Origin of the sequence: Nocardioides mangrovi (genome assembly GCF_020073815.1) — a bacterium.
GTDB classification, from domain to species: Bacteria; Actinomycetota; Actinomycetes; order Propionibacteriales; family Nocardioidaceae; genus Nocardioides; species Nocardioides mangrovi.
In genome coordinates, this window is record NZ_JAIQZJ010000007.1 from 148,299 (window position 1) to 172,737 (window position 24,439).

Consider the following 24,439-nt stretch of genomic DNA (forward strand, 5'->3'; position numbering starts at 1 on the left):
CCCATGGACCGCACCCACCTGCCCTTCGACGGCGCCCGCCCGTCGTACGACGCCGCCGTCGACGTCCGCGACCAGACCGAGCCGCTGCCGACCCGACCGCTCGCCCAGGCGCCCGCCGGCGCGCCGAACGTGCTCCTCGTGCTGCTCGACGACATGGGCTTCGGTGCCTCGTCGGCCTTCGGCGGCCCGTGCCGGATGCCGGTCGCCGAGCAGCTCGCCGACGACGGCCTGCGCTACAGCCGCTTCCACACCACCGCGCTCTGCTCGCCGACCCGCGCCGCGCTGATGACCGGCCGCAACCACCACTCCGTCGGCATGGGCACGGTCGTCGAGATCTCGACCGGTCTGCCCGGCTACGACGCGACCCGGCCGCTCAGCGCCGGCACCCTCGCCCAGACGCTGTCCTACAACGGCTACGCCACCGGCGCCTTCGGCAAGTGGCACCAGACGCCGTCCTGGGAGCAGACCGCCGCCGGTCCCTTCGACCGGTGGCCGACCCGCGAGGGCTTCGACCGGTTCTACGGCTTCCTCGGCGGCGAGGCCAGCCAGTTCGAGCCGACCCTGGTGGAGGGCACCACGTTCGTCGACCCACCGAGGACCGCCGAGGAGGGCTACCACCTCTCCGAGGACCTGGTCGACCGGGCGATCGGCTGGGTGCGCGACGTCCGCACCCACGCGCCGGACAAGCCGTGGTTCTGCTACCTGCCGTTCGGCGCCACCCACGCGCCCTTCCAGGTGCCCGAGGGCTGGGCCGAGAGGTACCGGGGCGAGTTCGCGCACGGCTGGGACCGCCAGCGCGAGATCACCCTCGAGCGGCAGAAGGCCCTCGGCATCGTGCCGGAGGACGCCGAGCTGGCGCCGTGGACGCCCGGCGTACCGCACTGGGAGGAGATCTCGGACGCGGACCGTGAGGTGGGGGAGCGGCTCATGGAGCTGTACGCCGCCTTCGCCGAGCACACCGACGCCCAGGTCGGCCGCCTGGTCGAGGCGCTGCGCGAGTCCGGCGAGCTCGACAACACCCTGGTGCTCTACATCCTCGGCGACAACGGTGCCTCGGCCGAGGGCGGCATCGAGGGCACGCTCAACGAGACGCTGCGGCTCAACGGCATCGGCGACGACACCGCGCGGATCGCCACGCAGCTCGACACGCTCGGCACCCCGGAGAGCTACGCGCACTACCCGGTCGGCTGGGCGGTCGCGATGGACACCCCCTACCAGTGGACCAAGCAGGTCGCCTCCCACTACGGCGGCACCCGCAACGGCCTGGTCGTGCACTGGCCCGCCGGCATCGACGCCCGCGGCGAGGTGCGGCACCAGTGGCACCACGTCGTCGATGTGCTGCCGACGCTGCTCGAGGCGGCCGGCGTCCCCGTCCCGGAGACGGTGGACGGCGTCGAGCAGCAACCCCTGGACGGCGTGTCGTTCCGGTACTCCTTCAACGACGCAGGAGCGCCGGAACGACACGTCACGCAGTACTTCGAGATGTTCGGCAACCGCGGCATCTACCACCACGGCTGGACCGCGGTCGCCAAGCACAAGACGCCGTGGGAGACGGCGCGCACCGGGACGCCGAGCCTCGCCGAGGACCGCTGGGAGCTCTACGACACCCGGACCGACTGGACCCAGGCGCGGGACCTCGCGGGCGAGGACCCGCAGCGGCTGGCGGACCTCCAGGAGCTGTTCCTGGCCGAGGCGCGACGCAACCACGTGCTGCCGATGGACGACCAGCTGGCCCGCCGCTTCGACGCCAAGACCGCCGGTCGACCGGCGCCGCCCCGCGCGATCCGGCTGCTCCCGGGCGCGGGCCGGCTGCGCGAGGACGCCGTACCCAGCCTCAAGAACACCTCCTTCGCGATCCGCGCCACCTTCACCTCCGACGCCGAGACGGTCGGGGTGCTCGTCGCGCAGGGCGGCGGCTTCGGCGGCTGGTCGCTCTACGTGAAGGACGGGCGCCCGACGTACGCCTACAACTTCGGCGCGGTCACGGTGACCCACGTGCGGTCGTCGGCGCCGCTGACGCCGGGCGACCACGTCGTCGAGGTGCTCTTCGCGTACGACGGGGGCGGGCTCGGCCTCGGTGGCGAGGTCCGCCTGGTCGTCGACGGCGAGAAGGTCGGCGAGGGCCGGGTCGAGCGGACGCTGCCCTTCTTCTTCTCGATGGACCAGACCCTCGACGTCGGCCTCGACCGCGGCACGCCGGTCACCGACGACTACGGCCGCGCCGCCCGCGGGTTCGCCTTCACGGGCCGGCTGCGCGAGGTGCTGATCGAGGCGGGCGACGACGCGCTGCAGCCGACCGACGAGCAGCTGCTCAAGGCCGCGCTGGTCACCCACTGACGGCGACGCGAGGAGATATGTAACGCGGAGTTATGGGTGCTGCGGAGCCGTGACAACGCCTCGGTGGACCCCGTAACTCCGCGTTACATGTGTGGCCGCGGTCAGCGCCCCGCCGCCCGGTCGAACCCGGCCCAGCGCTGGCGCACCCACCAGGGCCGCGCGTCCCGCTCGGTCACCTGCCGGACGGCCGGGAGCCAGCGCTCGTGGGCGAGCCGGACCTCGGCCAGCGCCTCCTCGGCGGCGGGCGGCTCGGACACCCAGGCCCTCTGGAGGCGGTCGCGGTCGGTGGCGACGACGCGCTCGGCGCGCAGCCAGTCGCGCAGCGCGCGCCGGTGCAGCTCCTCGTGCCGCCACCACAGCGACCGGTCGTCGCGCCGGTTGGTGACGCCCGCGGTCACGTAGTCGGCCTCCGCGACCGGCTGGTCGACGCGCAGCGGCACGAAGAGCGAGAAGGCCGGGTCGCTCGTGCCGGTCGCCCAGTGGATGCCCGAGCCGAGGTCGCTCACCCACGACGCCGTCGTCTGGCCCGACGCGAGCAGGCCGCCGGCGTGCATGTTGGGGCCGACCATCGAGCCGTTCACCGGCGACCAGCGCGGCCCGAGCCCGGTGCCGTTCTGCCGCAGCACGCCCATCGCGCCGACCACGCCGCGCACGTCCTCGGCCAGGCCCTCGGTCAGCTCGCGGCGTACGGCGCACGAAGAGATCCGGCTGCGCAGCCGGTCGGTGTGCTGCTCGGCGAAGCCCGGGATCGTCAGGCCGTTGCTGATGCTGCGGGCCCGGCCGCGGACGTCCTCGGTCGCCCACGCGCGGCCCGCGGTCTCGAGGACGATCGCGTGCTCAGGATCGGCGACCAGGAAGCTGTTGTGGTAGGTGAACCGCCGGTGCTCGTGGCTGCAGCGGCCGCTCTGCCCGTGCTCCTCGAGCAGCGCGACGATCACCCCGACGGCCTCGCGCGCGGTGGTCGCGCGCTCGAGGGCGAGGCGCAGCAGGTCCATGCCGAGCAGTCCCGGCTCGAGGCTCGCCCTCTGGGTGGTGAAGACGGCCTCGTTGCCGATCGCGACGCCGTGCTCGTTGGCGCCCATCTCGGCGCCCCACATCCACCAGGGCCGGGAGACGACGGTCGCGTGCGTGTGCGCGACCTGCGGCACCTCGACGTACGTCGCCCGCGCGGTCGCGCCGGCTGCGTGGTCGGCCGCCGGCGTCCACTCCCAGAGCTGCGGCTCGTTGGGATCGCGGTCGGAGTTCTTGGCGAGCAACGTCCGTCCGCCGGCCCGGACCACGAACGTGTCGCACACGAGCGCTGATCCTAGTGTCGCGGGTGGAAAGTATCTGGATGGTTGGTGTCGTCAGGGTGCGTGCCTGGCAAGGCGGCGTCGCGCTGGGCTACCGGGCGTCACTCCAGCGATGCCAACGCAGCCAGGTGCGTGCCATGGCGGCTCGAACCATCCAACGACTTTTCGCCCGCGGCACTAGGGGGCCAGCCGGTGCGCTCCTGGTCTGGACGTCCGCTACGAGAGCCGGCCGAGGACGGACCGGCCGATCCCGGTCAGGCCCGACCCGATCACGTCGAACCAGCTGAACGCGTCGTCCCAGACCGCCACCTTGCCGTCGCGCACCTCGAACGTGCCGCGGCACCAGAACTCGCTGCTCCACCAGCCGTAGGTCAGCACGTCGGTGCGGTCGGTGAGCACGACGCCGTCCGCACCCTCGGCGACGTGGTGCCAGCGCACCTCGAAGTCGATCCCGCGGGCGACCATCTCGCGCAGCCGCTTGGCGACCTCCGGGCCGCGCATCGTCGGCAGGTAGGTGTTGCGCCACACGACGTCCGCGTCGAGCAGCTCGACCGCGTGGTCGACCTCGCCCGCCGCGAGGCTGTCGAGCAGGTCGCGGACGACGGACTCAGCGGTCGGCTCCATGTCGTCGAGGGTACGTCGCGAGCATGGCCGGCTACTTGACCGTGATCTTCCAGGACTTCGTCAGCGCCTGGTCGATGCGGTCCGCGACCGCGACGTTCACGGTGCTGACGGCCGCGGTCGTCGGCGTGCCCGTGATCGTCACGGTGTCGCCGGACGTCGTCGCGCTCAGGCCGGCGGGCAGGGTGCCGAGGTTCCAGGTGTACGGCGCGAGCCCGCCGATCACCCGCCAGGTCAGGGTGTAGGCGCGCGGCCGGGTGAGGGTGGAGGAGGTCAGGTAGCGGCTCCACTTGATCGGCGACGCGGTGATCTTCACCGTCACGAGGACCGTCTTCTTGTACGCACCGCTGGTGACCGTCACCGGGAAGACGTCGTCGACGAGCTCGGTGAACGTGCCGGTGAGCGTGCCGGACTTCGTCAGCGACATCGCGGCGGGCAGCCCGGTGGACGACCACGCGTAGGCCCCGGCGCCGTTGAGCGCCTTGAGCCGGACGCTGAAGCGCTTGCCGGTCACGCCGGCGACGGAGGCGTTGTCGGCCGTGAGCGGCTGCCAGTCGACCACGAAGGTCACCGGCGTCGAGACGACCTCGGTGCCGGAGGTGACCGTCACGGTCGCGACGTACGTGCCCGCCTTGGTGGCCGCGCCGGTGATCGCGCCGGTCCTGGTGTTGAGCCGGACGCCGCTGGGCAGCCCGCGGTACTTGTAGACGTAGGTCCCGGTGCCGCCGGTCGGCGCGAGCTGCTGGCTGATCGGCACCTTCGTCCGCGTGCTCACGGAGGGGCCGGTCAGGGCCAGGGTCTGTCCCGATGCGGCGACGGGAGCGGCCGCGAAGGACAGCTTGACCAGCACGGTCGCCGACTCGCTGCCGCTGGTGACCGTCACGTAGCCGGTGACGCCGCGGGTCGAGGTCGGCGTGCCGGTCAGCCGCCCGCCGGTGCTCACGGAGAGCCAGCTCGGCAAGGTCTTGTTCTGCCAGCCATAGCTGCCGGTCCCGCCGGTGGCGGTGAGGCCGAGGTCGATCGCGCGCCCGACCTCGCCGTAGATCGTCACGGGGTTGGCCGCCAGCGCCTGCGGCGCGGCCGCCCCCACCGTCAGCGACGTCGTCGCGCCGCCGGTCGTGCCGAGGGCGTCGGTCGCGCTGATGGTGAGCGGGTAGGTGCCCTCCTCGGTCGGGGTGCCCGTCAGGGTCCCGGAGGCGGTCAGCTCCAGGCCGTCGGGCAGGTCGCTCGCGGTGAAGGTGTACGGCGCGGTGCCGCCCTCGGCGGTCGCCGCGCTCGCGGCGTACGGCGTCCCGACGGTCGCGGCGGGGAGCGGGGACGGCGTGACGGTGAGCAGGTCGCCGTCGCCGTCACCCCCGGTCGTCGCGGTGATCGTGTAGTTGCCCAGCGAGGCGTAGTCGGAGTAGGTCGCGTAGCTGCGTCCGTTGCCGGCGCCGACGCCCTCGACCAGGAAGGTGAGCGTGGTCGTCCCGTCGTCCGGCAGCGCCGCGGCCCAGCTCGCGCCGAGCCCGGTCGCCACCGACGCGCTGGTCGCCGCGACCTCGGGGTCGGCGACGGCGAGGAGGTTCCCCTCGTCGTCGAGCACCGTCATCTGCACGTCGAGGTCGGAGTAGCCGCGCGGCGCGGTCACGTCGACCATCGTGGTCCCGCTCGCCTGGAGGGAGAAGGCGTCGACGTCCGCCCGGGTCATGATCAGCCCGGCGGTGGCCACGCCCGAGGTCAGCTCGGTCGCGGTGTCGGCGGTGTCGCCGTGGTCGTCGGCGACGACGCCCAGGTGCGAGGCGATGATCGCGACGTCGTCCTCGGTGTTGGTCGAGGACGTGTACTCGCCGGCGCTCCACTGGCTCACCGGCTGGTAGTAGGCGGCGCCCATGATCGGCGCCCACGGCGTGCCGCCGACGGAGTACGCCGAGGAGCCGGCGCCGTCGTGGTGCAGCCCGAGGGTGTGGCCGGCCTCGTGCGCGGCGGCCTCGCCGATCCCCTTGCCGTTGGTGCCGGTGCCGTTGGCGAAGACCCACGCCGGCGAGTAGGAGCCGGCCGGCGAGACGGCGTCGAACACGTCGACGTACGCGAGGCCGCCGCAGCCGCAGCTGGAGAAGATCGGTCCGTCGTTGGTGACCAGCACCCGGACGCCCCACTGGGTGTCGGAGGAGTCGGAGCGCAGCAGCGCCGCCGAGCCGGGGTCCTGGGTGGTGACGTTGACGTCGAACGGCGCGTAGTCCTCGGCGACGATCGCCCACGCGGTCTGGATCTCGGTGAGCTCGGCGTCGGAGAAGTTCGTGTCGACGGGCGCGGTGATCGAGAACGGCTTGGCGACGATGCTCGAGCCGTAGGAGTCGTTCCACGCGGTGCCGGTGACGGTCCGGCCCGTGAAGTCGAGGTAGATCGTCTTGGCCGCTCCGGGGCGCGAGTTGAGGCTGAAGGTGTTCGCCAGCGAGGTCACCGCCGCGCCGGTCGTCGCGCGCGCTGCGGTCGGCGGGTGCGGGTCGGCCTCCTCGACGTAGTACGCCGCGCCGCAGCGGTCGAGCCACAGCGTGTCGTCGTCGGCGGCGACCGTCCGCAGCTGGGCGAGCGGCATCCGCGACGTACGCGCGGCCGTGCGCGCCTGGGGCGCGGACAGCCCGTCGAGCGCCGCGCTCGCGCGGGTCGGGTGGGGGAGGACGGGATCGGCGCACCGTCCTGGTGAGGTCGATGCCTCGCTGATCGGCGCGCGCGAGAGGGCACAGCAGACCAGGGCAGCGACCGTCAGGGTCGCGAAGGCGATGCGCTTCATGCGGGTGTTCCCATCCATCCGTGGATGAGGACCCGATCGGTCGGCGCCCGGCCGACCTGAGTCAGAGCGGGTCGGCGATCTCCTGGATCCGCGCCGTCGCCAGGTCGATCATCAGCCGCGCCGCCGGCGAGAGCGTCGCGCCGGCGCGGTGCACGATCGCGAACGTGTCGTACTGCCGGGGACGCAGCGAGACCCAGCCGGCCCCGGGCGCGAGGCGGGGCAGCAGCTGCAGGGCGGCGCCCTTGGGGATCACCGAGTCGGCGTAGCCCATGCCGACCAGCTCGACCGCCGTCTCGACGTCCTCGACCTCGATCCGGGTCTGCGGGTTGCGGCCGGTCTCGTGCAGCATCTGGCGCAGCACGCGCCGGGTCGAGTCGTCGGAGCGCCAGGTCGCCTCCGGCATCACCAGCGAGGCGAGCGAGAGGCGGTGCGCGGTGACGGGGCTCTCCAGCCGCGCCGGGTCGCGGCTGATGTAGACGAGCTCGTCGCGGGCGACCGGGGTGATCTCGAAGCCCTCGCTGTCCACCTGGGGGACCGCGATCATCGCGGCCTCGATCCGGCCGCGGCGCAGGTCCTCCTGGACGTCCGTGGAGTTCTGGCCGATCAGCTCGACCCGGACGCCCGGGTAGCGCGTGAGCACGTCGGCGACCAGCCCGGCCCCGGCGTACAGGCGGGCGGTGCCGAACATCCCGAAGCGGATCGTGCCGGTCTCGAAGCTCTTCACACGGCGCACCGACTCCTGCGCCTCCTCGACCGCGGCGAGCACCCGCTCGGCGTGCGGGCGCAGGGTGTCCGCGACCGTCGTGGGCACCACGCCGCGGCCGACCCGGCGGAAGAGCGGGACGCCGAGCGACTTCTCCAGCGACCGGATCTGCTCGGAGACCGACGGCTGCGCGTAGCCGAGCTCCTCGGCCGCGGCGGTCAGCGAGCCGTGCTCGTACGCCGCGAGGAAGCAGGTCAGCTGGTGCAGCGAGAGCATGCCGAGATCTTATAGGTCATGCCTTGGGTTTCAGAAGGAAAGTAAGGCTACCCCTATGTCTACATCGGTAGCAGAATTGTCCCCAGTAGACGTCGGAGAACCGGCGACAAGACTTGGAGAGAGGGAGGTTCACCTCATGTTCGACCACCAGTGCACCGCGTGCGAGAAGCGTCAGCTCATCTTCACCAGCCAGGTGACCTCGCTGACCAACACCGACCACGGCATCGTCGTCGCCTTCACCTGCTGGTGCGGCGCCGCCCAGACGCTCGTGACCGGCTCCAAGGCCACCTCGACCTCCAAGGTCACGCTCGCGGCCTGAGCCCCCAGCTCCCCGCCGCGGCGTTGTCGCGTTCGTCGACGGCGGGACCGTCAGCTGCCCGGACCACCTGGTCCGGGCAGTCTGCATTTCGGGCTGCACTGCGGGCGGCGTCGCGGGGTGCCTCCCCGTTTTCGCGCCCGGCCCCGCGGCTCCCTATACTTCCTCGGGTTGTCCGACGGGCAGCACGCCGCCTTAGCTCAGTCGGTAGAGCGATTCACTCGTAATGAATAGGTCGTCGGTTCGATTCCGACAGGCGGCTCCACCTCGATCCCCGTCCTGACCAGCGCAGACATCGCGCGGTCAGGGCGGGGTCATCTGTGTAGTCCTCCGCTCGGTCGCTGCCGCGGCCCCCCGGCGGCCCCCCGCGGCGCATTCAACTGCTCCAGGCCCGCGCGGTCGGCCCCGGTGCCGAGGAAGTGCAGGTAGATGTTCGTTGTCGCGATCGACTCGTGACCCATCCAGGCCTGCACCGTTCCGGGGTCCACGCCGCGGGCCAGCCACAGGCACGCGGCGGTGTGCCGCAGGTCGTGGATCCGGCGCCCGTGACTGGTGCTCTGCTGAGGCCAGGAAGTCGTAGCCACGTGCTGCGTCGAAGCCGCGGACGGCCTTGACGAGTCCCAGATAGGCCACTCCTTCCAGGTCGTCGGTAGCAACACCTCGGTGCCGGAACCGCTGGACTGCTGAGGTGGCCATCTCCATGTTCGCGACCACGATCTGCTCGTCGATGGCGGCGATCTCGGCAGGCTCTGCGGCAGCGCGTAACGCGAAGAGCCGCTCCGTCGCCTCCGCACGGGTCTCGCTGCGAGATGCGCTGGGGTCTTCCTGACGGTGCCTCGTCCTCGACCTCATGAGCTGCTGTGCGGGCGGCGGTTCTGCCGGTAGTGCTGTTCCCGTGATCATCGGGCTGCTCCTGGACTCCCACGCCACGATGGCTAGGGCTCATCAGCACACCTGCCTCGTGTGGGACCGATCAAACCCGCTTGAGGGGTGAACATGGACGCTCGGCGATGCCGACGCCGATGCGGCAGACCAACCGACGGTGATCGTCGGGACCGGCGGCGTGACCCGGCCGCGCATCTGCCCAATCGCAGGAGTTTCATTCCGGTAGTCACCTGAGAGATGGCGCACCTCGCGACAACCCATCCGCGATGTGCCGGAGATGCGAATGCCTGTTGTCAGAAGTTCCCAACGGAGTCTTACTAGCTTCGCCTCAAGGATGTGTCGCAGATGCGCACCACCTCTTCCAAGACCTTCACCGCCAAGCGCGGTCTCGCTGCTCTCGCCATGACTGCCCTCGTCGCCACCCCGCTCGCGGCGTGCGGCAGCTCGGACAGTGACGGCTCCGCGAGCAGCTCCAGCAGCAGCGCCTCGGCGCCGAAGCCGGTCGCATCGATCGAGGCGCTCCAGGGTGAGAACACCGCGATCGCGCTCGACAAGGGCTTCACCGATGCCTTGACCCAGCTCAAGCTCACCCCGGGCACGGTGGGTACCGCCAAGCTCGAGGATGGGTCGCTGATCTTCCCGATCACCGGTGGCAACGTCACGGTGTTCAAGCCCGGCGAGGTCTCGCCGTACGTCATCGGGCAGATCCAGCACGAGGGCTCGGGTCTCTCCCTGACCGCGGGCAAGACCAAGGTCGAGCTGACGAACTTCAACGTCGACCCCGGGGTCTCCCGCGTGTACGGCGACGTCACCGTCAACGGCAAGGTCGCCGCGACGAACGCCTTCCTGTTCCAGCTCGACGGCCGCACCCTGAAGCCGCTGCAGACCGAGGGCAACGAGGCGATCCTCGAGGGCACGAAGGTCGAGATCTCCGACGACGCCGCGCCGCTGCTGAACCAGACGTTCAACACCGACGCCGTGAAGCCCGGACTGCTGGTCGGGATCGCCAAGATCACCGTCAACACGCAGTCCAAGTAGCCCTCCGTTGGGGGACGAGACGCCCTGGGTGCCTGGTCTGGCCACCCGGGGCGTCCGTTCGCCCAGACGGGCTGATGGGATGCGCGACCATGTCCGCGCATCAGTTCGTAGCCCAGGGGGAACGTCTGCAAGACCGGAACCAGGGTGCAAAGGACACGAGGGTTGACCATTGACTGGATGGGGCGCCTACGCGCCACCAGGCGCTGCGGCGCTGGCTGCGGCCGCAAACTGCCCTCGGCGAGGACCGGGCCGTGGTTCTGCCACACCCCCGAGTGTCGGTCCCGACGGGCAGTTCTATTGCAGACAGCGGATCCGGAATGCGTCGCCGCGCACTTCAACGCCACCGTCGAGGCCGTCCGGTCCGGCCTCGCAGACGACCTCGTCCTCAAGGGATCAGCGCGGATGCGCTTCTTCACCTTCACCGGCGACGACATCGTCGTCGACGCCCCGACTCTGGAACTGGCTCGGGCACAGGTCGACGCCGCGGGAGCCGGATCGGTCCCCGGCGCTCCACCCACCGATATGCCCAGCAGCGAAGTCGCTGGCGTGACCGCTTCACGAGGCTGATACGACTCGCGCTCCAGCCCGGGCGCCGCGACGGTGCGGCCCCCCGGCGGCCCCCCGCATCGAAATCGATGCTCGTTGGACAACGTCGTCGAGCGTGAATCACGCTCACCAACGCGACAAACGGGGCCGGGAGCGCCGCTCGTAATGAATAGGTCGTCGGTTCCCCGACAGGCGGCTCCATCAGCTCCATCACCGAACGGCCCCGATCTGCGTCGCGCAGCCGGGGCCTTCGTCGTACGACGGGCGTCAGAGCCAGAAGCCGCGGTGCGGCTCGGCGGCCTCGTCCTCGAGGTGCGGGCCGGAGACCTCGATCGCGCGGCTGCCGTCGGCGAAGACCAGGCGGCAGGAGTGGGCGAGCGTCGGGTTGTCGGCGTGGTCGCCGGTGAGCGCGTAGAGGCCGGTCTCGGAGAGGCCGTAGACGACGCGGCCGATGCTGGACCAGTAGATCGCGCCGGCGCACATCGCGCACGGCTCGCAGGACGTGACGAGCGTGCACGAGGGGAGCTCGTCGTGCGGGACCTGCTGCCACGCGAGCCGGACCAGGTTGGTCTCCGCGTGGCCGGTGACGTCGTGGCCGGTCGTCACCGTGTTCTCCGCCTCGAGCACGATCGTGCCGTGCCGGTCGACGAGTACCGCGCCGAAGGGGTGGTTGCCGTGGTCGCGCGCGTCCCGGGAGACGTGGATGGCGCGGCGGAGATGGTCGAGGTCGGAGGTCACGGCCCCCATTCTCGCGGGAGCCGAAGGATCCTGAGAGTTTCTGGCGATTTCGTCAGAAACTCTTGACGCTCCAAATGTGACGAATACATCATGTCGAGCGATGACCGAGATCCAGCACCTCGCCGACGGCGTCGGCCGCCGTCCGCCCAGCGTCGGCACGATCCTCCGCCACGGGATCGACGCGGCCGCGGCGCCGGCCTCCTTCCTGGTGGCCAACGCGCTCGTCGGTGCCCGCTGGGGGGCGGTCGTCGCCCTGGCGGTCGCGCTCCTCGTCGGCGCCGTACGCCGCCTCCGCGGGGAGCCGCTCGTGGTCGTCGCGGTCTCGACGGGTCTCGTGGCGCTCTACAGTGCGAGCGCGATCGCGGTCGGGACGGGCCGCTCGTTCTTCCTGCCCGAGGTCGTGCTCAACGTGCTCGGCCTGGCGATCTGCGTCGTGGGGCTGCTGGTCCGCCGCCCGGTCACCGCCGCAGCCCACCGCCGCATCCGCGGCTCGGACGCCGTCGCCACTCCCGCCATGCGCCGCTTCCACGACCGGCTCACCCTGGCCTGGGCGGGACTCTTCGTGCTCCACGTCGTGCCGCTCGTGTGGCTCTACGCCGTCGACTCCGTCGTCGGGCTGACCCTCGTGAGCTCGGTGCTCGACAAGCCGACCATCCTGCTGATGGCGGTCGCCTCCGTCGTGCTCACCCGTCGCGCCGCTGCTGCGGACGCCCTCCGGAAGGACCCCCTGTGACCTCCCCGATCCTCGACCTCGCCGACGACGTCTGGGAGGGCCGGGTGCCGCCGAGCGACCTCGCGGCGTTCGTCCTCCACGATGCGGGGGAGGTGGCTCCCGGGGTGCTGATGGTGCCGGGCTTCAGCCACGCCTTCGCGATCCGCCATGACGACGGGCTCGTCCTCTTCGACACCGGGTCCGAGCCGCTCGCCGAGCGGCTCCACGACCAGGTGCGCGCCTGGAGCGACGCCCCGGTCACGCACGCGGTCTACTCCCACGGCCACGTCGACCACGTCTTCGGCCTCGCGCGCTTCGACGCCGAGGCCGAGGCCGAGGCGCGCGGCGTCGCGCGGCCGACCGTGATCGCCCACGAGAACGTCGCGCGACGCTTCGACCGCTACCGCCGGACGCTCGGCTACAACTCCCTGATCAACCAGCGGCAGTTCCAGAACCCCGACCTGCGGTGGCCCGCCGACTACCGCTATCCCGACGTCACCGTCGCCGGGTCCTACGACCTCGAGGTCGGGGGTGTCTCGCTCGGCCTGACCCACCACCGCGGCGAGACCGACGACCACCTCGTCGGCTGGCTGCCGCAGCAGCGGATCCTCTTCCCCGGCGACCTCTTCCTCTGGGTCGCGCCCAACGCCGGCAACCCGCAGAAGGTGCAGCGCTACCCGCTCGAGTGGGCCGGGGCACTGCGCTGGATGGCCTCGCTCGGCGCCGAGCTGATGTGCGGCAGCCACGGCATCCCCGTCGTCGGCGCCGAGCGGGTGCGCGAGGCGCTCGAGAACACCGCCCGCTACCTCGAGACCCTCGTCGAGCAGACCCTCGCCTGCCTCAACGAGGGCGCCACCCTCGTCGAGACGCTCGGCCGGGTCGAGCTGCCCGAGGACCTGGCGTCGATGCCCTACCTGCAGCCGCTCTACGACGAGCCGGAGTTCGTCGTCCGCAACACCTGGCGCCAGTACGCCGGCTGGTACGACGGCAACCCGGCCCGTCTCAAGCCGGCGCAGGACGACGAGCTGGCGCGTGAGATCGCCGCCCTCTGCGGTGGGCAGGACGCACTGGCGGACCGCGCGCAGGAGCTGGCCGGGGCGGGGGAGTGGCGGCTCGCCGGCCACCTCGCCCAGCTCGCGGTCGACGCGGCGCCTGGGAGTGCGCACGCGCACGGCGTCCGGGCCGAGGTCTACGCCGCCCGTGCGGAGGTCGAGACCAGCACCATGGCCAAGGGGATCTTCGCCTGGGCCGCGGGCGAGTCCCGCAAGGTCGTCGAGGCGGCGCAGGGGTGAGCGGCCTGGTCGACGTGCACAGCCACTTCCTCCCGGAGTGGTACGTCGAGCTGGCGCGGTCGCTCGGCCACGCGACCCCGGACGGCATGCCGGCCTGGCCGACGTGGTCGCCCGAGGACCACCTGGCCTTCATGGACCAGCGCGACGTGGCGCGCTCGCTCCTCTCGCTCTCCTCGCCGGGCGTGGCGCTCGGACCGGGGGTCGATGCGGTCGCGCTCGCGCGGCGCGTCAACGACCACGGCGTCGGTCTGGTGGAGGCGCACCCGGACCGCTTCGGGCTGCTGGCCTCGCTGCCGCTGCCGGACGTCGACGCCGCCCTGGTCGAGCTCGATCGTGCGTTCGGCCTCGGAGCCGAGGGTGTCGTCCTCGCCACGCACGCGGACGGGACCTACCTGACCGACCCGTCCCATGAGCCGCTGTGGGGTGCGTTGGCCGACCGGGAGTGCGTGGTGCTCCTGCACCCGACCTCGCCGCCCGGCTGGGAGCAGACGTCACTCGGTCTGCCGCGCCCGATGGTGGAGTTCCTCGTCGACACCACGCGCGTGGTCCTGGGCCTCGCCCTCGCGGGCGTGCTGACCCGACACCCGGGCCTGCGGCTCGTGGTCCCGCACTCCGGCAGCCTCCTCCCGCTGCTCGCCGACCGGGCCGCGCTCTTCCAGCTCGGTGCCCGGATGGCGCTGCCGCCCGACGACCCGGCCCATCGGCAGCCGGGCGTGGTCGAGGCGCTGCAGGGCCTCTGGTGGGATCTGGCCGGGACCCCGACGGCGACCCACGTCGGGGCGCTGCACGACCGCTTCGGTACGGAGCGGATCGTCTACGGCAGCGACTTCTGCTTCACGCCGCCGATCGCGGTCGACCTCCAGCTGGGCCTGCTCGACCAGGTCTGGCCGGGCTGGCGCGACGCCACGAACGCCGCCGCGGAGGGCCTCACGCGGCGCCGGTGACCGCCTCGAGGTCGGGCAGCGGCAGCGCGCAGATGCGCCGGGCCTCGTCCTCGGGCACCCCGAGCATCCGCAGGATGTCCTCGGTCATCTCGTCCGCGGAGGCTGCGGCGTCACGCTCCGGGTCGGCGTGCAGCAGGGCGCCGAGGGCGAGGACGGCGCCGCCGACGACGGTGAGCGCGATGGTCGTGTCGCGGACCCGGAAGCGGCCGCTCGCGACACCGGCCTCGATGTCGCGCAGCGCTCGCGGGGCGAGGCCGTGGTCGGCGTGGGTGAGGTCGACGCCACGGTTGACCAGCACCTTGCTGAGCTCGACGGTCGTGCGGTGCAGGCGCCCGGTCAGCCGCACGCTGTGCGCGAAGACGACGGCCGGGTCGTCGATGTCGGCGGTGAGCTCGTCGAGCAGGGCGCCGTGACGCTCGAGCGCGTCGTTGACCGCCGCGTCCCAGAGCGCGTCCTTGCTGTCGAAGTGGTTGTAGAAGCTGCCGAGCCCGACGTCGGCGAGCTGGGTGATCTCGAGGACGGCGACGTTGGTGCGCCCCTCCGCGATCAGTGTCTGGGCCGCGGCGACGAGCGCCGCGCGGGTGCGCTCGCGGCGGCGGTCGGTGCGGGTCGGCTCGTCGGGCACGGCGCGATCATCGCACAAAGTCACGTGTGACGGTTTCATCAGAAAGCCTTGACTGACCGGAAGGTCATAGGTGACGATTCCGTCAGATTGAGGAGGTGTGGCGGTGACCACAGCGGGGCACGACACGCAGCACGGCACGCACAGCGACCTGCACAGCGATCTGGGCGGCCTGCCCGGCGAGCACCCGGGGCGACACCGCAACCCGGTCATCAAGGTCCGCGACATCGCGTGGCTGGAGTTCGCGAAGCCGGACCTGCGGGCGGCCGAGCGCTTCGCGCACGCCTTCGGCTTCACCACCGCGGCGGTCGCGCCCGGCGAGGTGCAGCTGCGCGGCACCGACGCGGGCGCTCCCTGCGTGATCCTGCGGCAGGGCGAGACCCGCTTCCTCGGCCCGACCTTCCAGGCGGCCGACGCGGCCGACCTCGTCCGGCTCGCGGACGCCACCGGCGCCGCCGTACGCCGGATGCCCGAGTCGATCGGGGGAGCGGCCGTCGAGCTGGTCGACCCCAGCGGCCTCCCCGTCCGGGTCGTCGCCGGCACCCACGTGCTGCCCGAGCTTCCCGCGCAGCAGCCCCTGACCCGCAACGAGGGCCACGGCGTCGCTCGGGTCAACGGCACCCAGCGCCCGCCGCGCGAGCCCGCGAAGGTCCAGCGGCTCGGCCACGTCGTGCTCCAGTCGGTCCGCTACCAGCAGTCCCTCGACTGGTACCTCGAGCACCTCGGTCTGATCGTCAGCGACTTCCTCTTCTTCGACGGCCAGCGCCACCGCGGCTCGACGATGAGCTTCATCCGGTGCGACCGCGGCGACGAGCCCGCCGACCACCACACGCTGGCGATGACGCTCGGCCCGCGCAACCGCTACGTGCACTCGGCCTACCAGGTCGCCGACCTCGACGCGCTCGCCGCCGGCGGGCAGCACCTGCTCGACGAGGGCTACCAGCGCTCGTGGGGGATCGGCCGGCACATCCAGGGCAGCCAGGTCTTCGACTACTGGCGCGACCCCGACGGCTTCCTGGTCGAGCACTTCAGCGACGGCGACATGTTCGACTGCTCGCTCGAGCCGGGGTGGGCCCCGATGACCGCGTCCGGTCTCGCCCAGTGGGGTCCGCCGGCGACCCGCGACTTCCTCGGCGTCGCTCCCGGCCGGGAGTCGGCGGCCGAGCTCCGATCCATGATCCGTGCGCTGCGCGAGGACAACGAGTGGGATCTCGAGCGCCTCCGCGGCCTGATGAAGGTGGCCCGTTCATGAGCCTTTCCGTCCTCCGTACCGCCGACGCCTGGTGGGTGCTGACCGCCGACGGATCGGCGGCCCGCGTCGCCACCGACGCCGCGACCACGGCCGAGCTGCTCGCCGATCGCGCCGCGATCGAGGCGGCCGCGGCCGGCGCGGGCGGCACCGACCCCGTCGACATCGCGACCCTCGACCTGGTCTCGCCCGTGACCGCTCCGTGCCGCGTCGTCGCCCAGATGACCAACTACGTCAGCCACGTCAAGGACTCCGGCATGGATCCGGAGACGGTGCCGCTGACCTTCTTCCGCAAGGCGTCCGGGTCGATCAGCGGGCCCGTCGACGACGTGCTGCGGCCGGCGCACGTGCGCTTCCTCGACTACGAGGTCGAGCTCGGCCTGGTCATCGGGTCCGCCCTGGAGGTGGGCGACGAGGTGACCGAGGCGAGCTGGTCGTCGTACGTCGCGGGCTTCGTCGTCACCAACGACGTCTCGGCGCGCGACGTGCAGCTGCCGAAGACCCAGTTCTACGAGGCCAAGTCCTACCCGACCTTCACGCCGGTCGGCCCGCGGCTGGTGCTCCTCGACGAGGCCGAGGTCCGCCGCTTCCGCGAGCTCCGCCTGCGGCTGAGCGTCAACGGGGAGGTCCGCCAGGACAGCACCGGCGGCGACATGATCTACAGCCCGGTGCAGGCGCTCGCGGCCCTCGCGCGGTTCCAGCGCCTCGCGCCCGGCGACCTCGTCCTCACCGGCACCCCGGGCGGCACCGCTCTCAAGGCGCCGCCCCGGCCGATCGAGATCATCGGCGCGCTGCTGCCGCCGGCGGTCAAGTGGAGGGCCTTCTTCAAGCGCCAGGCCGAGAACCCGAAGTACCTCCAGGACGGCGACCTCGTCGAGGCGTCCATCGCCACCCCGGACGGCGCCATCGACCTCGGCGTCCAGCGCACCACGGTGCGGTGGACCCGGTGACGCTCTTCCCGACGGCGTACGACGACCCCGCAGACCTCGCCGACATCGAGGCCGTGCCGCTGGCGGAACGGGGGCTGCCGGCGACGACGTACGACGTGCTGGCGCGGGCCGCCGAGCTCTGGCCGGACCGGACCGCGCTGGTGGTGCTGCCGGACGCCGAGCGCTGGGAGGAGCCGGTTCGTCGTACCTACGGAGAGCTGCTCGCCGACGTCCACCGGGTCGCGAATCTCCTTCGCAGCAAGGGGATTCGACGCACCGACGCCGTCGCGCTGCTCGCGCCCAACTGCGACCAGCTGGTCACCGCGACGCTCGCCGCCGAGCTCGCCGGGATCGCCGCGCCGATCAACGCCGCGCTCTCCGCGGAGCACGTCCGGCACCTGCTCGACCTGTCCGGCGCCCGGGTGCTCGTGGCGGCCGGGCCCGACCTCGACGCCACGATCTGGGCACACGCCCAGGAGCTGCTCGCCGCCGGCGCCGTGGAGACCGTCCTCCGGCTGGACCCGACCGGCGCTCCGTCACCCGACGGGCTCACCGCGGCCGCCGCGGCCTGCCCGGCCGACCGCTTCGAGGGGGAGCGGCCGGTCGCGGACGACATCGCCTCGCTCTTCCACACCGGCGGCACCACCGGGGCGCCCAAGCTCGCCGCGCACACCCATCACAACGAGGTCGTCGACGCGTGGTCGGTGGCGGCCAACTCCGCGCTCGCCGAGGACGCCGCGATCTTCGCGGCGCTGCCGCTCTTCCACGTCAACGCCCTCGTCGTGACCCTGCTCGCGCCGATGTTCCACGGCCAGCACGGCGTGTGGGCCGGCCCGCTCGGCTATCGGGACCCCGCGCTCTACGGCTGCTTCTGGCGGCTCGTCGAGCGCTACGGCGTGACGGCGATGAGCGCGGTGCCGACCGTGTACGCCGTCCTCACCATGGTGCCGGTGGACGCGGACATCAGCGGCCTGCGCTTCGCGGTCGTCGGTGCGTCGATGCTGCCGCCCGGCGTACGCCGGGGCTTCGAGGAGCACACCGGTGTCCCGCTGGTCGAGGGCTACGGGCTGACCGAGGCGACGTGTGCGAGCGCCCGCAGCTTCGCCGGTCACCCGCGACCGGGCGCCGTCGGGCAGCGCTTCCCCTACCAGCAGATGAAGGCGGTGCGGGTGGCCGACGACGGCGCCTGGGTCGACCTGCCGGCCGGCTCGGTCGGCACCGTCGCGATCCACGGGCCGGCGGTCTTCCCGGGCTACATCACCGGCCGGGCGGACGACGGCACCTTCGTGCTCGACGGCCTCGGCAAGCTGCGCGACGGGTGGCTCGACACCGGCGACCTCGGCTTCGTCGACGGCGACGGCTTCCTGCACCTGACCGGTCGGGCCAAGGACCTCATCATCCGCGGCGGACACAACATCGACCCGGCGCTCGTGGAGGACGCGCTGCTCGCGCACCCCGCCGTGACCGGCGCCAACGCCGTCGGCATGCCGGACCGGCACTCGGGGGAGGTCCCGGTCGCCTACGTCACGGTCTCCGCCGACGTCGCCGAGGACGACCTGCTGGCCTGGGCGCGCGAGCACGTCACCGAGTCCGCCGCCGCGCCGCGGGCCGTGCACGTGGTCGACGCGCTGCCGCTGACGAGCGTCGGCAAGCCCTTCAAGCTGCCGCTCCGTGCCGACGCCGCGCGGCGCGCGGTCGCCGAGGCCCTCGACGGCCTGGCGGGCGTCGCGGACGTGCGGGCCGAGGTGGTCGACGGCGGGGTCGTGGTGACCGTTGCCGCCGACGCCGGTGCCGACGAGGCCGCGGTCGCTGCCGCGCTGGACGCCTTCGCGCTGACCTGGCGGGTCGAGCGATGACTCCCGTCGTCATCGTCGGGTCGGGGCCGACCGGCGTCACCGCGGCCGCGCTGCTCGCGCGGTACGGCGTCCCCTCGGTCGTCCTCGACCGCTGGCCCGACGTCTACCCGCAACCGCGGGCCGTGCACCTCGACGACGAGGTGCACCGCATCCTCGGCCGGCTCGGCCTGGCCGAGGAGTTCGCCGCGATCTCGCGTCCCGCCCTCGGCCTGCGCCTCCTCGACCCCGGGCACCGGGTGCTCGCGGAGTTCCGCCGGGACAAGCCGGTGGGGGTGCACGGCTACCCGCAGGCGAACATGTTCGACCAGCCCGACCTGGAGCGGCTGCTGCGCAAGCACCTGGCCTCCCTCGACCTGGTCACCTTCCGCGGCGACGTCGAGGTCGAGGCGGTCGAGCAGGTCGCGTGGGACCGGGTCCGGGTCCGCTTCACCGACCGCCGCACGGGAGAGCGCGAGACGATCGACGCGGCGTACGTGCTCGGCGCCGACGGCGCCAACAGCGTCGTCCGCGCGTCCATCGGCGCCGCCATGGTCGACCTGGGCTTCGAGCAGCGCTGGCTGGTCGTCGACGTCGAGACCGTGCGCGACCTCGACGCCTGGGAGGGCGTGCACCAGGTCTGCGACACCCACCGCGCCGCCACGTTCATGCGGATCGGCGCGGACCGCTACCGCTGGGAGTTCCAGCTCCTCGACGGTGAGACCACCGACGACTTCGACCGGCTCGAGCGCCTCGCGCCGCTGCTGGCGCCCTGGACCGGCTCGGCCGGCACCGCCGGCCTGGAGCTGCGCCGGGTCGCGTCGTACACCTTCCGTGCGCAGGTCGCGGACCGCTGGCGCGACCGCCGGGTCCTGCTCCTCGGCGACGCCGCCCACCTGACGCCGCCGTTCATCGGCCAGGGCATGGGAGCCGGGATGCGCGACGCCCACAACCTGGCGTGGAAGCTCGCCGGCGTCCTCGCGGGCGACCTCGAGGAGTCCTGGCTCGCGACGTACGAGGCGGAGCGCGCCCCCCACGCCCGGACGATGATCGGCGTCGCGGTCTGGATGGGCCGCGCGATGACCGCGGGCGGCCGGCTCGGCGACCTGGCCCGCAACGTCGCGGCCCCGCGGGTCGCTCGCCTGCCCGGCCTGCGCGAGCAGATCGTCGACGGCGCCACCCCGCCGCTGCGGGTCCGCGGCCGCCGGCCGGCCGGCCGGCTCCTGCCCAACCTGGAGGTGCCGGGCGGCAGCCGGTACGACGCGACGCCGGCCGCCGGCCGCTTCGCCCTGGTGACCTCGGGCGCGCTCGACCAGTACCACCGCGCGCTCGTCGAGCACCGCGGCGGCCACGTCGTCGACACCGCCCCGGGGGACCCGCTCCGCGACTGGCTGGAGAGCCAGCGGGTGCGGGCCGCGCTGGTCCGCCCCGACGCCACCGTCCAGGCCGCCGGTCCGAGCGCCGCCGCGCTCGCCGAGCTCCTGCCGACCTTCCACCCGACCGACCGCACCACCGACCGCACCACCGACCGCACCAGCCAGGGAGAACACGCATGGAGATGAACCGCCGCCAGGTCCTGGGCACCGCCGCCGCAGGAGCCGGAGCCGCCGTGGCCGCGACCGGCCTCGCGGCCGGGCCCGCGCAGGCCGCCACCGTCGCCCGTTCCGTGCCGAGGACCGGCATGCACGTGGTGCTGCTCGGCACCGCCGGCGGCCCGCCGCCGGTCGCCGGCCGGCTCGGCATCTCCACCGCGATCGTCGTCGACGGCCGCGTCTACCTGGTCGACCTGGGCCACGGCGCCTACGACCAGTTCTTCAACGCCGGGCTCCAGGCCTCCGACCTGCGCGGCGTCTTCGTCACCCACCTGCACTCCGACCACATCGCCGACCTCTTCACCCTGCCCTGGCTGCGCTTCGGCGGCGGGTCGACGCTCGGCCCGGCCATGATGCGGCCGCTCAAGATCTGGGGTCCGGGTCGCCCGGGTGCGCTCCCGAAGGTGCGCGAGGGCGGTACCGATGCCGTCGTGCACCCGAGCGACCCGACCCCGGGCACCAAGGGCTTCATCGACGGCGCCATCGCCGCGGCGGCGTACGACATCAACATCCGGATGCGCGACCAGGGCTGGCCCGACATCCGCACGATGATCAAGGTCAAGGAGATCGAGCTGCCCAAGAAGGTCAAGGCCAAGCCGCACGGCCCGGTCGCGCCGGCGATGGAGCCCTTCCAGGTGATGAAGGACGGCTACGTGACCGTCACGGCGACCCTGGTGAAGCACCCGCCGGTCTTCCCGTCCTTCGGCTTCCGCTTCGACTCGCAGTACGGCTCGGTCGCCATCAGCGGCGACACCGCGGCGATCCCCAACGTCGTGACCCTCGCCCGGGACACCGACCTCCTCCTGCACGAGGTCATCGACCTGGCGCTCGTGAAGTCCGCGGGCGGCGTCGACGACACCCAGTACGGCCACCTCGCCGAGAGCCACACGGATGCGACCGAGGTCGGGGGGATCGCGCAGGCCGCCGGCGCGAAGAAGCTCGTGCTCCACCACCTGTCGCCGGGCACCAACCTGGTCCCGGACTCCAACTGGCAGACCAAGGCGCAGCAGGGGTACGACGGCGAGGTCGTCGTCGGCCACGACCTCACGGTGCTCACGGTCGGGGAGTGAGCGCGCGCAACCTCACCCTGCGCCCCAGGATGCGTCGGGCGGTCCCGCTGACACTGGCGGCGCTCGGCGCCTTCCTCGCGACCGCCGGGGTGATCGCGCTGACCTGGGTGCCCGGGCAGGTCGAGCGGACGCCGCTCGACACCGACAAGGCGACGCTCCTCTCCGGGTCCGCCAGCGTGCTGGGGGCCGACGGAGAGCTCCACGAGGGCCCCGTCCTGGCCTTCAGCCACCACGCCGTCGATGCGGCCCGCTCCGACCACGACGTCGCCGTCTGGTCCACCTCGCTGTGCCTGGTGCGCGACGAGGACGGGATCGACGGCTGCGTGGACGCCGACGACCCCGACGCCCGCCTGATCAACGTCGACGAGCGGCTCTTCGTCACCGACCGGGTGACGGCCGAGGCCGTGTCCGACGACGGCTACCTGCCGGCGGGCACCCCCCAGCCGAGCGGACTCCAGAACAAGTGGCCCTTCCACGCCGAGAAGCGGACCTACCCGGTGTGGGACGACATCGTGGGCGCCGCCGTCGAGGCGACGTACCAGGGCGTGCAGGAGGTCGACGGTCTCGAGGTGTACGAGTACTCCTACGCATCGAGCGTCGGACCGGTGGTCCTCGTCGGGGACATCGAGGGCACCTACGACGCGACGTACACCTTCGACGTCGAGCCCACGACCGGGGTGATCGTCGACCAGGTGGTCCACCAGGAGCGGATCGCCCACGGGATCGACCCGATCCTGGTCCTCGACCTCCGGCTGACCGACGACCAGGTGCGGGCCAACGTCGAGGAGGCCCGGAAGAGCCTCGCGACGCTGCAGCTGCTCGAGGTCGTGGTGCCGGCGGTCGGGCTCGGGGCGGGGGTGCCGCTGCTGCTGGTCGGCCTCACGCTCCTGGCGCTGTCGCCTCGCACGCGGCGCTGACCTCGACCACGTCGACGACGCGGGTCAGCTTCGCGGCGACGCGGTCGACCTGCCAGTCGTCGCCCTCGACGTCCACGACCACGTGGGCGCGCCCGTCGGGGACGGTGCGGTAGCTGAAGCCGCTGACGTCGTGCGGGCCGAGCAGTGCGGTGAGCCGGCCGAGGAGCGCGTTGCGGTGCACGGCGGTGACGTGCAGCCGGCGGGTCATGCCGCCAACGTAGGGCCGCCGCCCGCCTGCGCCGTGGTCCGCTACGACGAACCGGCACGGCTCATGTCGTCGGATCGGACGAACATCGCGGACGGCGCGGCTCCTACGTTGCCGTCGTGGGCACTCTCAACGACGTACAGGCCTGGGTCGAGGACACCCTCCCCGGGCTCCTGGCGAAGTACGACGTCCCGGGTGCGGCCTGGGCCGTCCTCAAGGACGGCGACGTCGTCGACGGCGCCGCCGGGCTCCTCAACAAGGGGACCGGCGTCGAGGCGACCGCCGACTCCCTCTTCCAGATCGGCTCGATCACCAAGCTGTGGACCGCCACGCTGGTGATGCAGCTGGTCGACGAGGGCCTCGTCGACCTCGACGAGACCGTCCGCACCTACCTGCCGGACTTCCGGGTCCGCGACGAGAGCGCCGCCGCCTCGATCACGGTGCGGATGCTGCTCACCCACACCGCGGGCTTCGAGGGCGACATCTTCACCGACACCGGCGTCGGCGACGACTGCGTCGAGAAGTACCTCGGCGTCCTCCACGACGTGCCCCAGCTCTTCCCGCCGGGCGAGCGCTTCTCCTACAACAACGCCGGCTACTGCGTCCTCGGCCGCCTCGTCGAGGTGCTGCGCGAGAAGTCGTACGACGACTGCCTGCGCGAGCACCTCTTCGCCCCGCTCGGCCTCACCCATGCGGCCGCCGGCCCGTACGAGGCGATCATGTTCCGGGCCGCGATGGGCCACGTCGAGCTCGAGCCCGGCGCCGGCTACCAGCCCGCCCCAGTCTGGTCGTTCGCCCGGTCGAACGCACCGGCCGGCTCCCAGCTCTCGATGCGCCCGCGCGACCTGCTCGCCTTCGCCCAGATGCACCTCCGCGACGGACAGGCGGCCGACGGCACCCCGGTGCTCGCGCCCGGCACCGCCGCCCGGATGCAGGCGAAGGCGGTGGAGCTGCCCTACCTCGGCGTGATGGGCACGTCGTGGGGTCTCGGCTTCGAGCGCTTCGACACGGCCGACGGGGACATCGTGGGCCACGACGGCAGCACGATCGGCCAGAACGCCTTCCTGCGGATGGTCCCCGAGGCCGGCCTCGCCGTCGCGCTGCTCACCAACGGCGGCGACGTGCTCTCGCTCTACCACGACCTCTACGACCACGTGCTCGGTGAGCTGAGCGACGCCACCCTCCCGCCGATGCCCGTGCCCCCGGCCGAGCCGCGGCAGATCGACGCGAGCCGCTACCTGGGCACCTACTCGGCCGAGGTCTTCGACCTGAACGTCACCCAGGACGACGACGGCCGGATCTGGATCGAGACGGTCCCCAAGGGCCTCTTCGAGGAGCTCGGCGAGCAGCCGGAGCGCAAGGAGCTCGTCCCCTACCGCGACGACAGCCTGATCCCGGCCGAGGCCGAGCGGGGCATGCACCTCCCGCACGCGTTCCTCGGGGACGACGGGCAGGGTCGCGCCCTCTACCTCCACATCGGTCGCGCCGTCCGGCGTGCCGACAGCTGACCCGCACCGCCACCACCGCCACCACCGCCAGACAGGAACCGC

22 protein-coding genes and 1 tRNA gene are annotated in these 24,439 nt (G+C 72.5%); 15 read left to right on the forward strand and 8 right to left on the reverse strand.

Annotated features, from left to right (window positions below; translation table 11 throughout):
• The first annotated feature begins 3 nt into the window (after positions 1–3).
• Entirely contained in the window at positions 4–2,337 is a 2,334-nt protein-coding gene (locus K8U61_RS13230) for an arylsulfatase (RefSeq protein ID WP_224123503.1), read from the forward strand.
• A gap of 101 nt (positions 2,338–2,438) precedes the next feature.
• Here the strand turns inward: K8U61_RS13230 and K8U61_RS13235 are convergent, their stop codons facing one another.
• From K8U61_RS13235 to K8U61_RS13250, 4 genes are all read right to left on the reverse strand, one after another.
• Positions 2,439–3,632, reverse strand: a complete 1,194-nt coding sequence (locus tag K8U61_RS13235; RefSeq protein ID WP_224123504.1) for a carcinine hydrolase/isopenicillin-N N-acyltransferase family protein — start codon at positions 3,630–3,632, stop codon at positions 2,439–2,441.
• A 213-nt stretch (positions 3,633–3,845) separates the two neighbouring features.
• Positions 3,846–4,253, reverse strand: a complete 408-nt coding sequence (locus K8U61_RS13240; RefSeq protein ID WP_224123505.1) for a limonene-1,2-epoxide hydrolase family protein — start codon at positions 4,251–4,253, stop codon at positions 3,846–3,848.
• Between the two features lie 31 nt (positions 4,254–4,284).
• Positions 4,285–7,023: a putative Ig domain-containing protein gene (locus tag K8U61_RS13245; RefSeq protein WP_224123506.1), complete on the reverse strand. Its 2,739-nt coding sequence runs from the start codon at positions 7,021–7,023 to the stop codon at positions 4,285–4,287.
• 61 nt (positions 7,024–7,084) lie between these two features.
• Positions 7,085–8,002, reverse strand: coding sequence for a LysR family transcriptional regulator (locus tag K8U61_RS13250; RefSeq protein ID WP_224123507.1), 918 nt, complete (start codon positions 8,000–8,002; stop codon positions 7,085–7,087).
• A gap of 136 nt (positions 8,003–8,138) precedes the next feature.
• On the opposite strand from K8U61_RS13250, the gene K8U61_RS13255 reads away from it, so the two are divergent.
• Together K8U61_RS13255 and K8U61_RS13260 are read left to right on the forward strand one after the other, a co-directional pair.
• Positions 8,139–8,321 carry a hypothetical protein gene (locus tag K8U61_RS13255; protein ID WP_224123508.1) on the forward strand — a complete coding sequence of 61 codons (183 nt, stop codon included), beginning with the start codon at positions 8,139–8,141 and terminating at the stop codon, positions 8,319–8,321.
• Positions 8,322–8,507: 186 nt separating this feature from the next.
• Positions 8,508–8,583, forward strand: a tRNA-Thr gene (locus tag K8U61_RS13260).
• A gap of 49 nt (positions 8,584–8,632) precedes the next feature.
• Here the strand turns inward: K8U61_RS13260 and K8U61_RS13265 are convergent.
• Positions 8,633–9,112, reverse strand: coding sequence for a tyrosine-type recombinase/integrase (locus K8U61_RS13265; RefSeq protein ID WP_308043163.1), 480 nt, complete (start codon positions 9,110–9,112; stop codon positions 8,633–8,635).
• Between the two features lie 436 nt (positions 9,113–9,548).
• Here K8U61_RS13265 and K8U61_RS13270 point away from each other — a divergent pair, with 436 nt between their 5' ends.
• Positions 9,549–10,241 carry a hypothetical protein gene (locus K8U61_RS13270; protein ID WP_224123510.1) on the forward strand — a complete coding sequence of 231 codons (693 nt, stop codon included), beginning with the start codon at positions 9,549–9,551 and terminating at the stop codon, positions 10,239–10,241.
• A gap of 402 nt (positions 10,242–10,643) precedes the next feature.
• Positions 10,644–10,808 carry a hypothetical protein gene (locus K8U61_RS13275; protein WP_224123511.1) on the forward strand — a complete coding sequence of 55 codons (165 nt, stop codon included), beginning with the start codon at positions 10,644–10,646 and terminating at the stop codon, positions 10,806–10,808.
• A 246-nt stretch (positions 10,809–11,054) separates the two neighbouring features.
• Here the strand turns inward: K8U61_RS13275 and K8U61_RS13280 are convergent, their stop codons facing one another.
• Positions 11,055–11,525 carry a nucleoside deaminase gene (locus tag K8U61_RS13280; RefSeq protein WP_224123512.1) on the reverse strand — a complete coding sequence of 157 codons (471 nt, stop codon included), beginning with the start codon at positions 11,523–11,525 and terminating at the stop codon, positions 11,055–11,057.
• A gap of 100 nt (positions 11,526–11,625) precedes the next feature.
• Here K8U61_RS13280 and K8U61_RS13285 point away from each other — a divergent pair, with 100 nt between their 5' ends.
• The 3 genes from K8U61_RS13285 to K8U61_RS13295 are packed head-to-tail and all read left to right on the forward strand — an operon-like array spanning position 11,626 to position 14,473.
• On the forward strand, positions 11,626–12,258 hold the full coding sequence (locus K8U61_RS13285) for a DUF3159 domain-containing protein (RefSeq protein ID WP_224123513.1): 633 nt from the start codon (positions 11,626–11,628) through the stop codon (positions 12,256–12,258).
• Positions 12,255–13,529, forward strand: a complete 1,275-nt coding sequence (locus tag K8U61_RS13290; protein WP_224123514.1) for an alkyl sulfatase dimerization domain-containing protein — start codon at positions 12,255–12,257, stop codon at positions 13,527–13,529. Before K8U61_RS13285 ends, K8U61_RS13290 begins: the two co-directional genes overlap by 4 nt.
• Positions 13,526–14,473 (forward strand): amidohydrolase family protein, encoded by a 948-nt coding sequence (locus K8U61_RS13295; protein WP_224123515.1) that lies wholly within the window; start codon positions 13,526–13,528, stop codon positions 14,471–14,473. Before K8U61_RS13290 ends, K8U61_RS13295 begins: the two co-directional genes overlap by 4 nt.
• Here K8U61_RS13295 and K8U61_RS13300 read toward each other — a convergent pair.
• On the reverse strand, positions 14,457–15,098 hold the full coding sequence (locus K8U61_RS13300; protein WP_224123516.1) for a TetR/AcrR family transcriptional regulator: 642 nt from the start codon (positions 15,096–15,098) through the stop codon (positions 14,457–14,459). The two genes, K8U61_RS13295 and K8U61_RS13300, sit on opposite strands and share 17 nt — an antisense overlap.
• A 103-nt stretch (positions 15,099–15,201) precedes the next feature.
• Between K8U61_RS13300 and K8U61_RS13305 the strand changes: the two genes are divergently transcribed.
• The 6 genes from K8U61_RS13305 to K8U61_RS13330 are packed head-to-tail and all read left to right on the forward strand — an operon-like array spanning position 15,202 to position 22,684.
• Positions 15,202–16,347: a VOC family protein gene (locus K8U61_RS13305; RefSeq protein ID WP_224123517.1), complete on the forward strand. Its 1,146-nt coding sequence runs from the start codon at positions 15,202–15,204 to the stop codon at positions 16,345–16,347.
• On the forward strand, positions 16,344–17,294 hold the full coding sequence (locus tag K8U61_RS13310) for a fumarylacetoacetate hydrolase family protein (RefSeq protein WP_224123518.1): 951 nt from the start codon (positions 16,344–16,346) through the stop codon (positions 17,292–17,294). Before K8U61_RS13305 ends, K8U61_RS13310 begins: the two co-directional genes overlap by 4 nt.
• Positions 17,282–19,129, forward strand: a complete 1,848-nt coding sequence (locus K8U61_RS13315; protein ID WP_224123519.1) for an acyl-CoA synthetase — start codon at positions 17,282–17,284, stop codon at positions 19,127–19,129. Before K8U61_RS13310 ends, K8U61_RS13315 begins: the two co-directional genes overlap by 13 nt.
• On the forward strand, positions 19,126–20,667 hold the full coding sequence (gene mhpA, locus K8U61_RS13320) for a bifunctional 3-(3-hydroxy-phenyl)propionate/3-hydroxycinnamic acid hydroxylase MhpA (RefSeq protein ID WP_224123520.1): 1,542 nt from the start codon (positions 19,126–19,128) through the stop codon (positions 20,665–20,667). The genes K8U61_RS13315 and mhpA overlap by 4 nt, the downstream gene beginning before the upstream one ends.
• On the forward strand, positions 20,658–21,767 hold the full coding sequence (locus K8U61_RS13325) for an MBL fold metallo-hydrolase (protein ID WP_263427118.1): 1,110 nt from the start codon (positions 20,658–20,660) through the stop codon (positions 21,765–21,767). Before mhpA ends, K8U61_RS13325 begins: the two co-directional genes overlap by 10 nt.
• Entirely contained in the window at positions 21,764–22,684 is a 921-nt protein-coding gene (locus tag K8U61_RS13330) for a PorA family protein (RefSeq protein WP_224123521.1), read from the forward strand. The genes K8U61_RS13325 and K8U61_RS13330 overlap by 4 nt, the downstream gene beginning before the upstream one ends.
• Here K8U61_RS13330 and K8U61_RS13335 read toward each other — a convergent pair.
• Complete coding sequence (locus tag K8U61_RS13335) at positions 22,647–22,892, reverse strand: ACT domain-containing protein (protein WP_224123522.1); 246 nt, start codon at positions 22,890–22,892, stop codon at positions 22,647–22,649. The genes K8U61_RS13330 and K8U61_RS13335 overlap by 38 nt on opposite strands.
• Before the next feature lie 116 nt (positions 22,893–23,008).
• On the opposite strand from K8U61_RS13335, the gene K8U61_RS13340 reads away from it, so the two are divergent.
• Positions 23,009–24,397: a serine hydrolase domain-containing protein gene (locus tag K8U61_RS13340; RefSeq protein ID WP_224123523.1), complete on the forward strand. Its 1,389-nt coding sequence runs from the start codon at positions 23,009–23,011 to the stop codon at positions 24,395–24,397.
• Positions 24,398–24,439 lie beyond the last annotated feature (42 nt).

What these genes read in the sequence shown, in the direction of transcription:
- mhpA (WP_224123520.1), top strand. Translation starts at nt 19,126, where the DNA reads ATGACTCCCGTCGTCATCGTCGGGTCGGGGCCGACCGGCGTCACCGCG.
- K8U61_RS13310 (WP_224123518.1), top strand. Translation starts at nt 16,344, where the DNA reads ATGAGCCTTTCCGTCCTCCGTACCGCCGACGCCTGGTGGGTGCTGACC.
- K8U61_RS13230 (WP_224123503.1), top strand. Translation starts at nt 4, where the DNA reads ATGGACCGCACCCACCTGCCCTTCGACGGCGCCCGCCCGTCGTACGAC.
- K8U61_RS13325 (WP_263427118.1), top strand. Translation starts at nt 20,658, where the DNA reads ATGGAGATGAACCGCCGCCAGGTCCTGGGCACCGCCGCCGCAGGAGCC.
- K8U61_RS13335 (WP_224123522.1), bottom strand. Translation starts at nt 22,892, where the DNA reads ATGACCCGCCGGCTGCACGTCACCGCCGTGCACCGCAACGCGCTCCTC.
- K8U61_RS13240 (WP_224123505.1), bottom strand. Translation starts at nt 4,253, where the DNA reads ATGGAGCCGACCGCTGAGTCCGTCGTCCGCGACCTGCTCGACAGCCTC.
- K8U61_RS13270 (WP_224123510.1), top strand. Translation starts at nt 9,549, where the DNA reads ATGCGCACCACCTCTTCCAAGACCTTCACCGCCAAGCGCGGTCTCGCT.
- K8U61_RS13245 (WP_224123506.1), bottom strand. Translation starts at nt 7,023, where the DNA reads ATGAAGCGCATCGCCTTCGCGACCCTGACGGTCGCTGCCCTGGTCTGC.
- K8U61_RS13285 (WP_224123513.1), top strand. Translation starts at nt 11,626, where the DNA reads ATGACCGAGATCCAGCACCTCGCCGACGGCGTCGGCCGCCGTCCGCCC.
- K8U61_RS13255 (WP_224123508.1), top strand. Translation starts at nt 8,139, where the DNA reads ATGTTCGACCACCAGTGCACCGCGTGCGAGAAGCGTCAGCTCATCTTC.
- K8U61_RS13250 (WP_224123507.1), bottom strand. Translation starts at nt 8,002, where the DNA reads ATGCTCTCGCTGCACCAGCTGACCTGCTTCCTCGCGGCGTACGAGCAC.
- K8U61_RS13275 (WP_224123511.1), top strand. Translation starts at nt 10,644, where the DNA reads ATGCGCTTCTTCACCTTCACCGGCGACGACATCGTCGTCGACGCCCCG.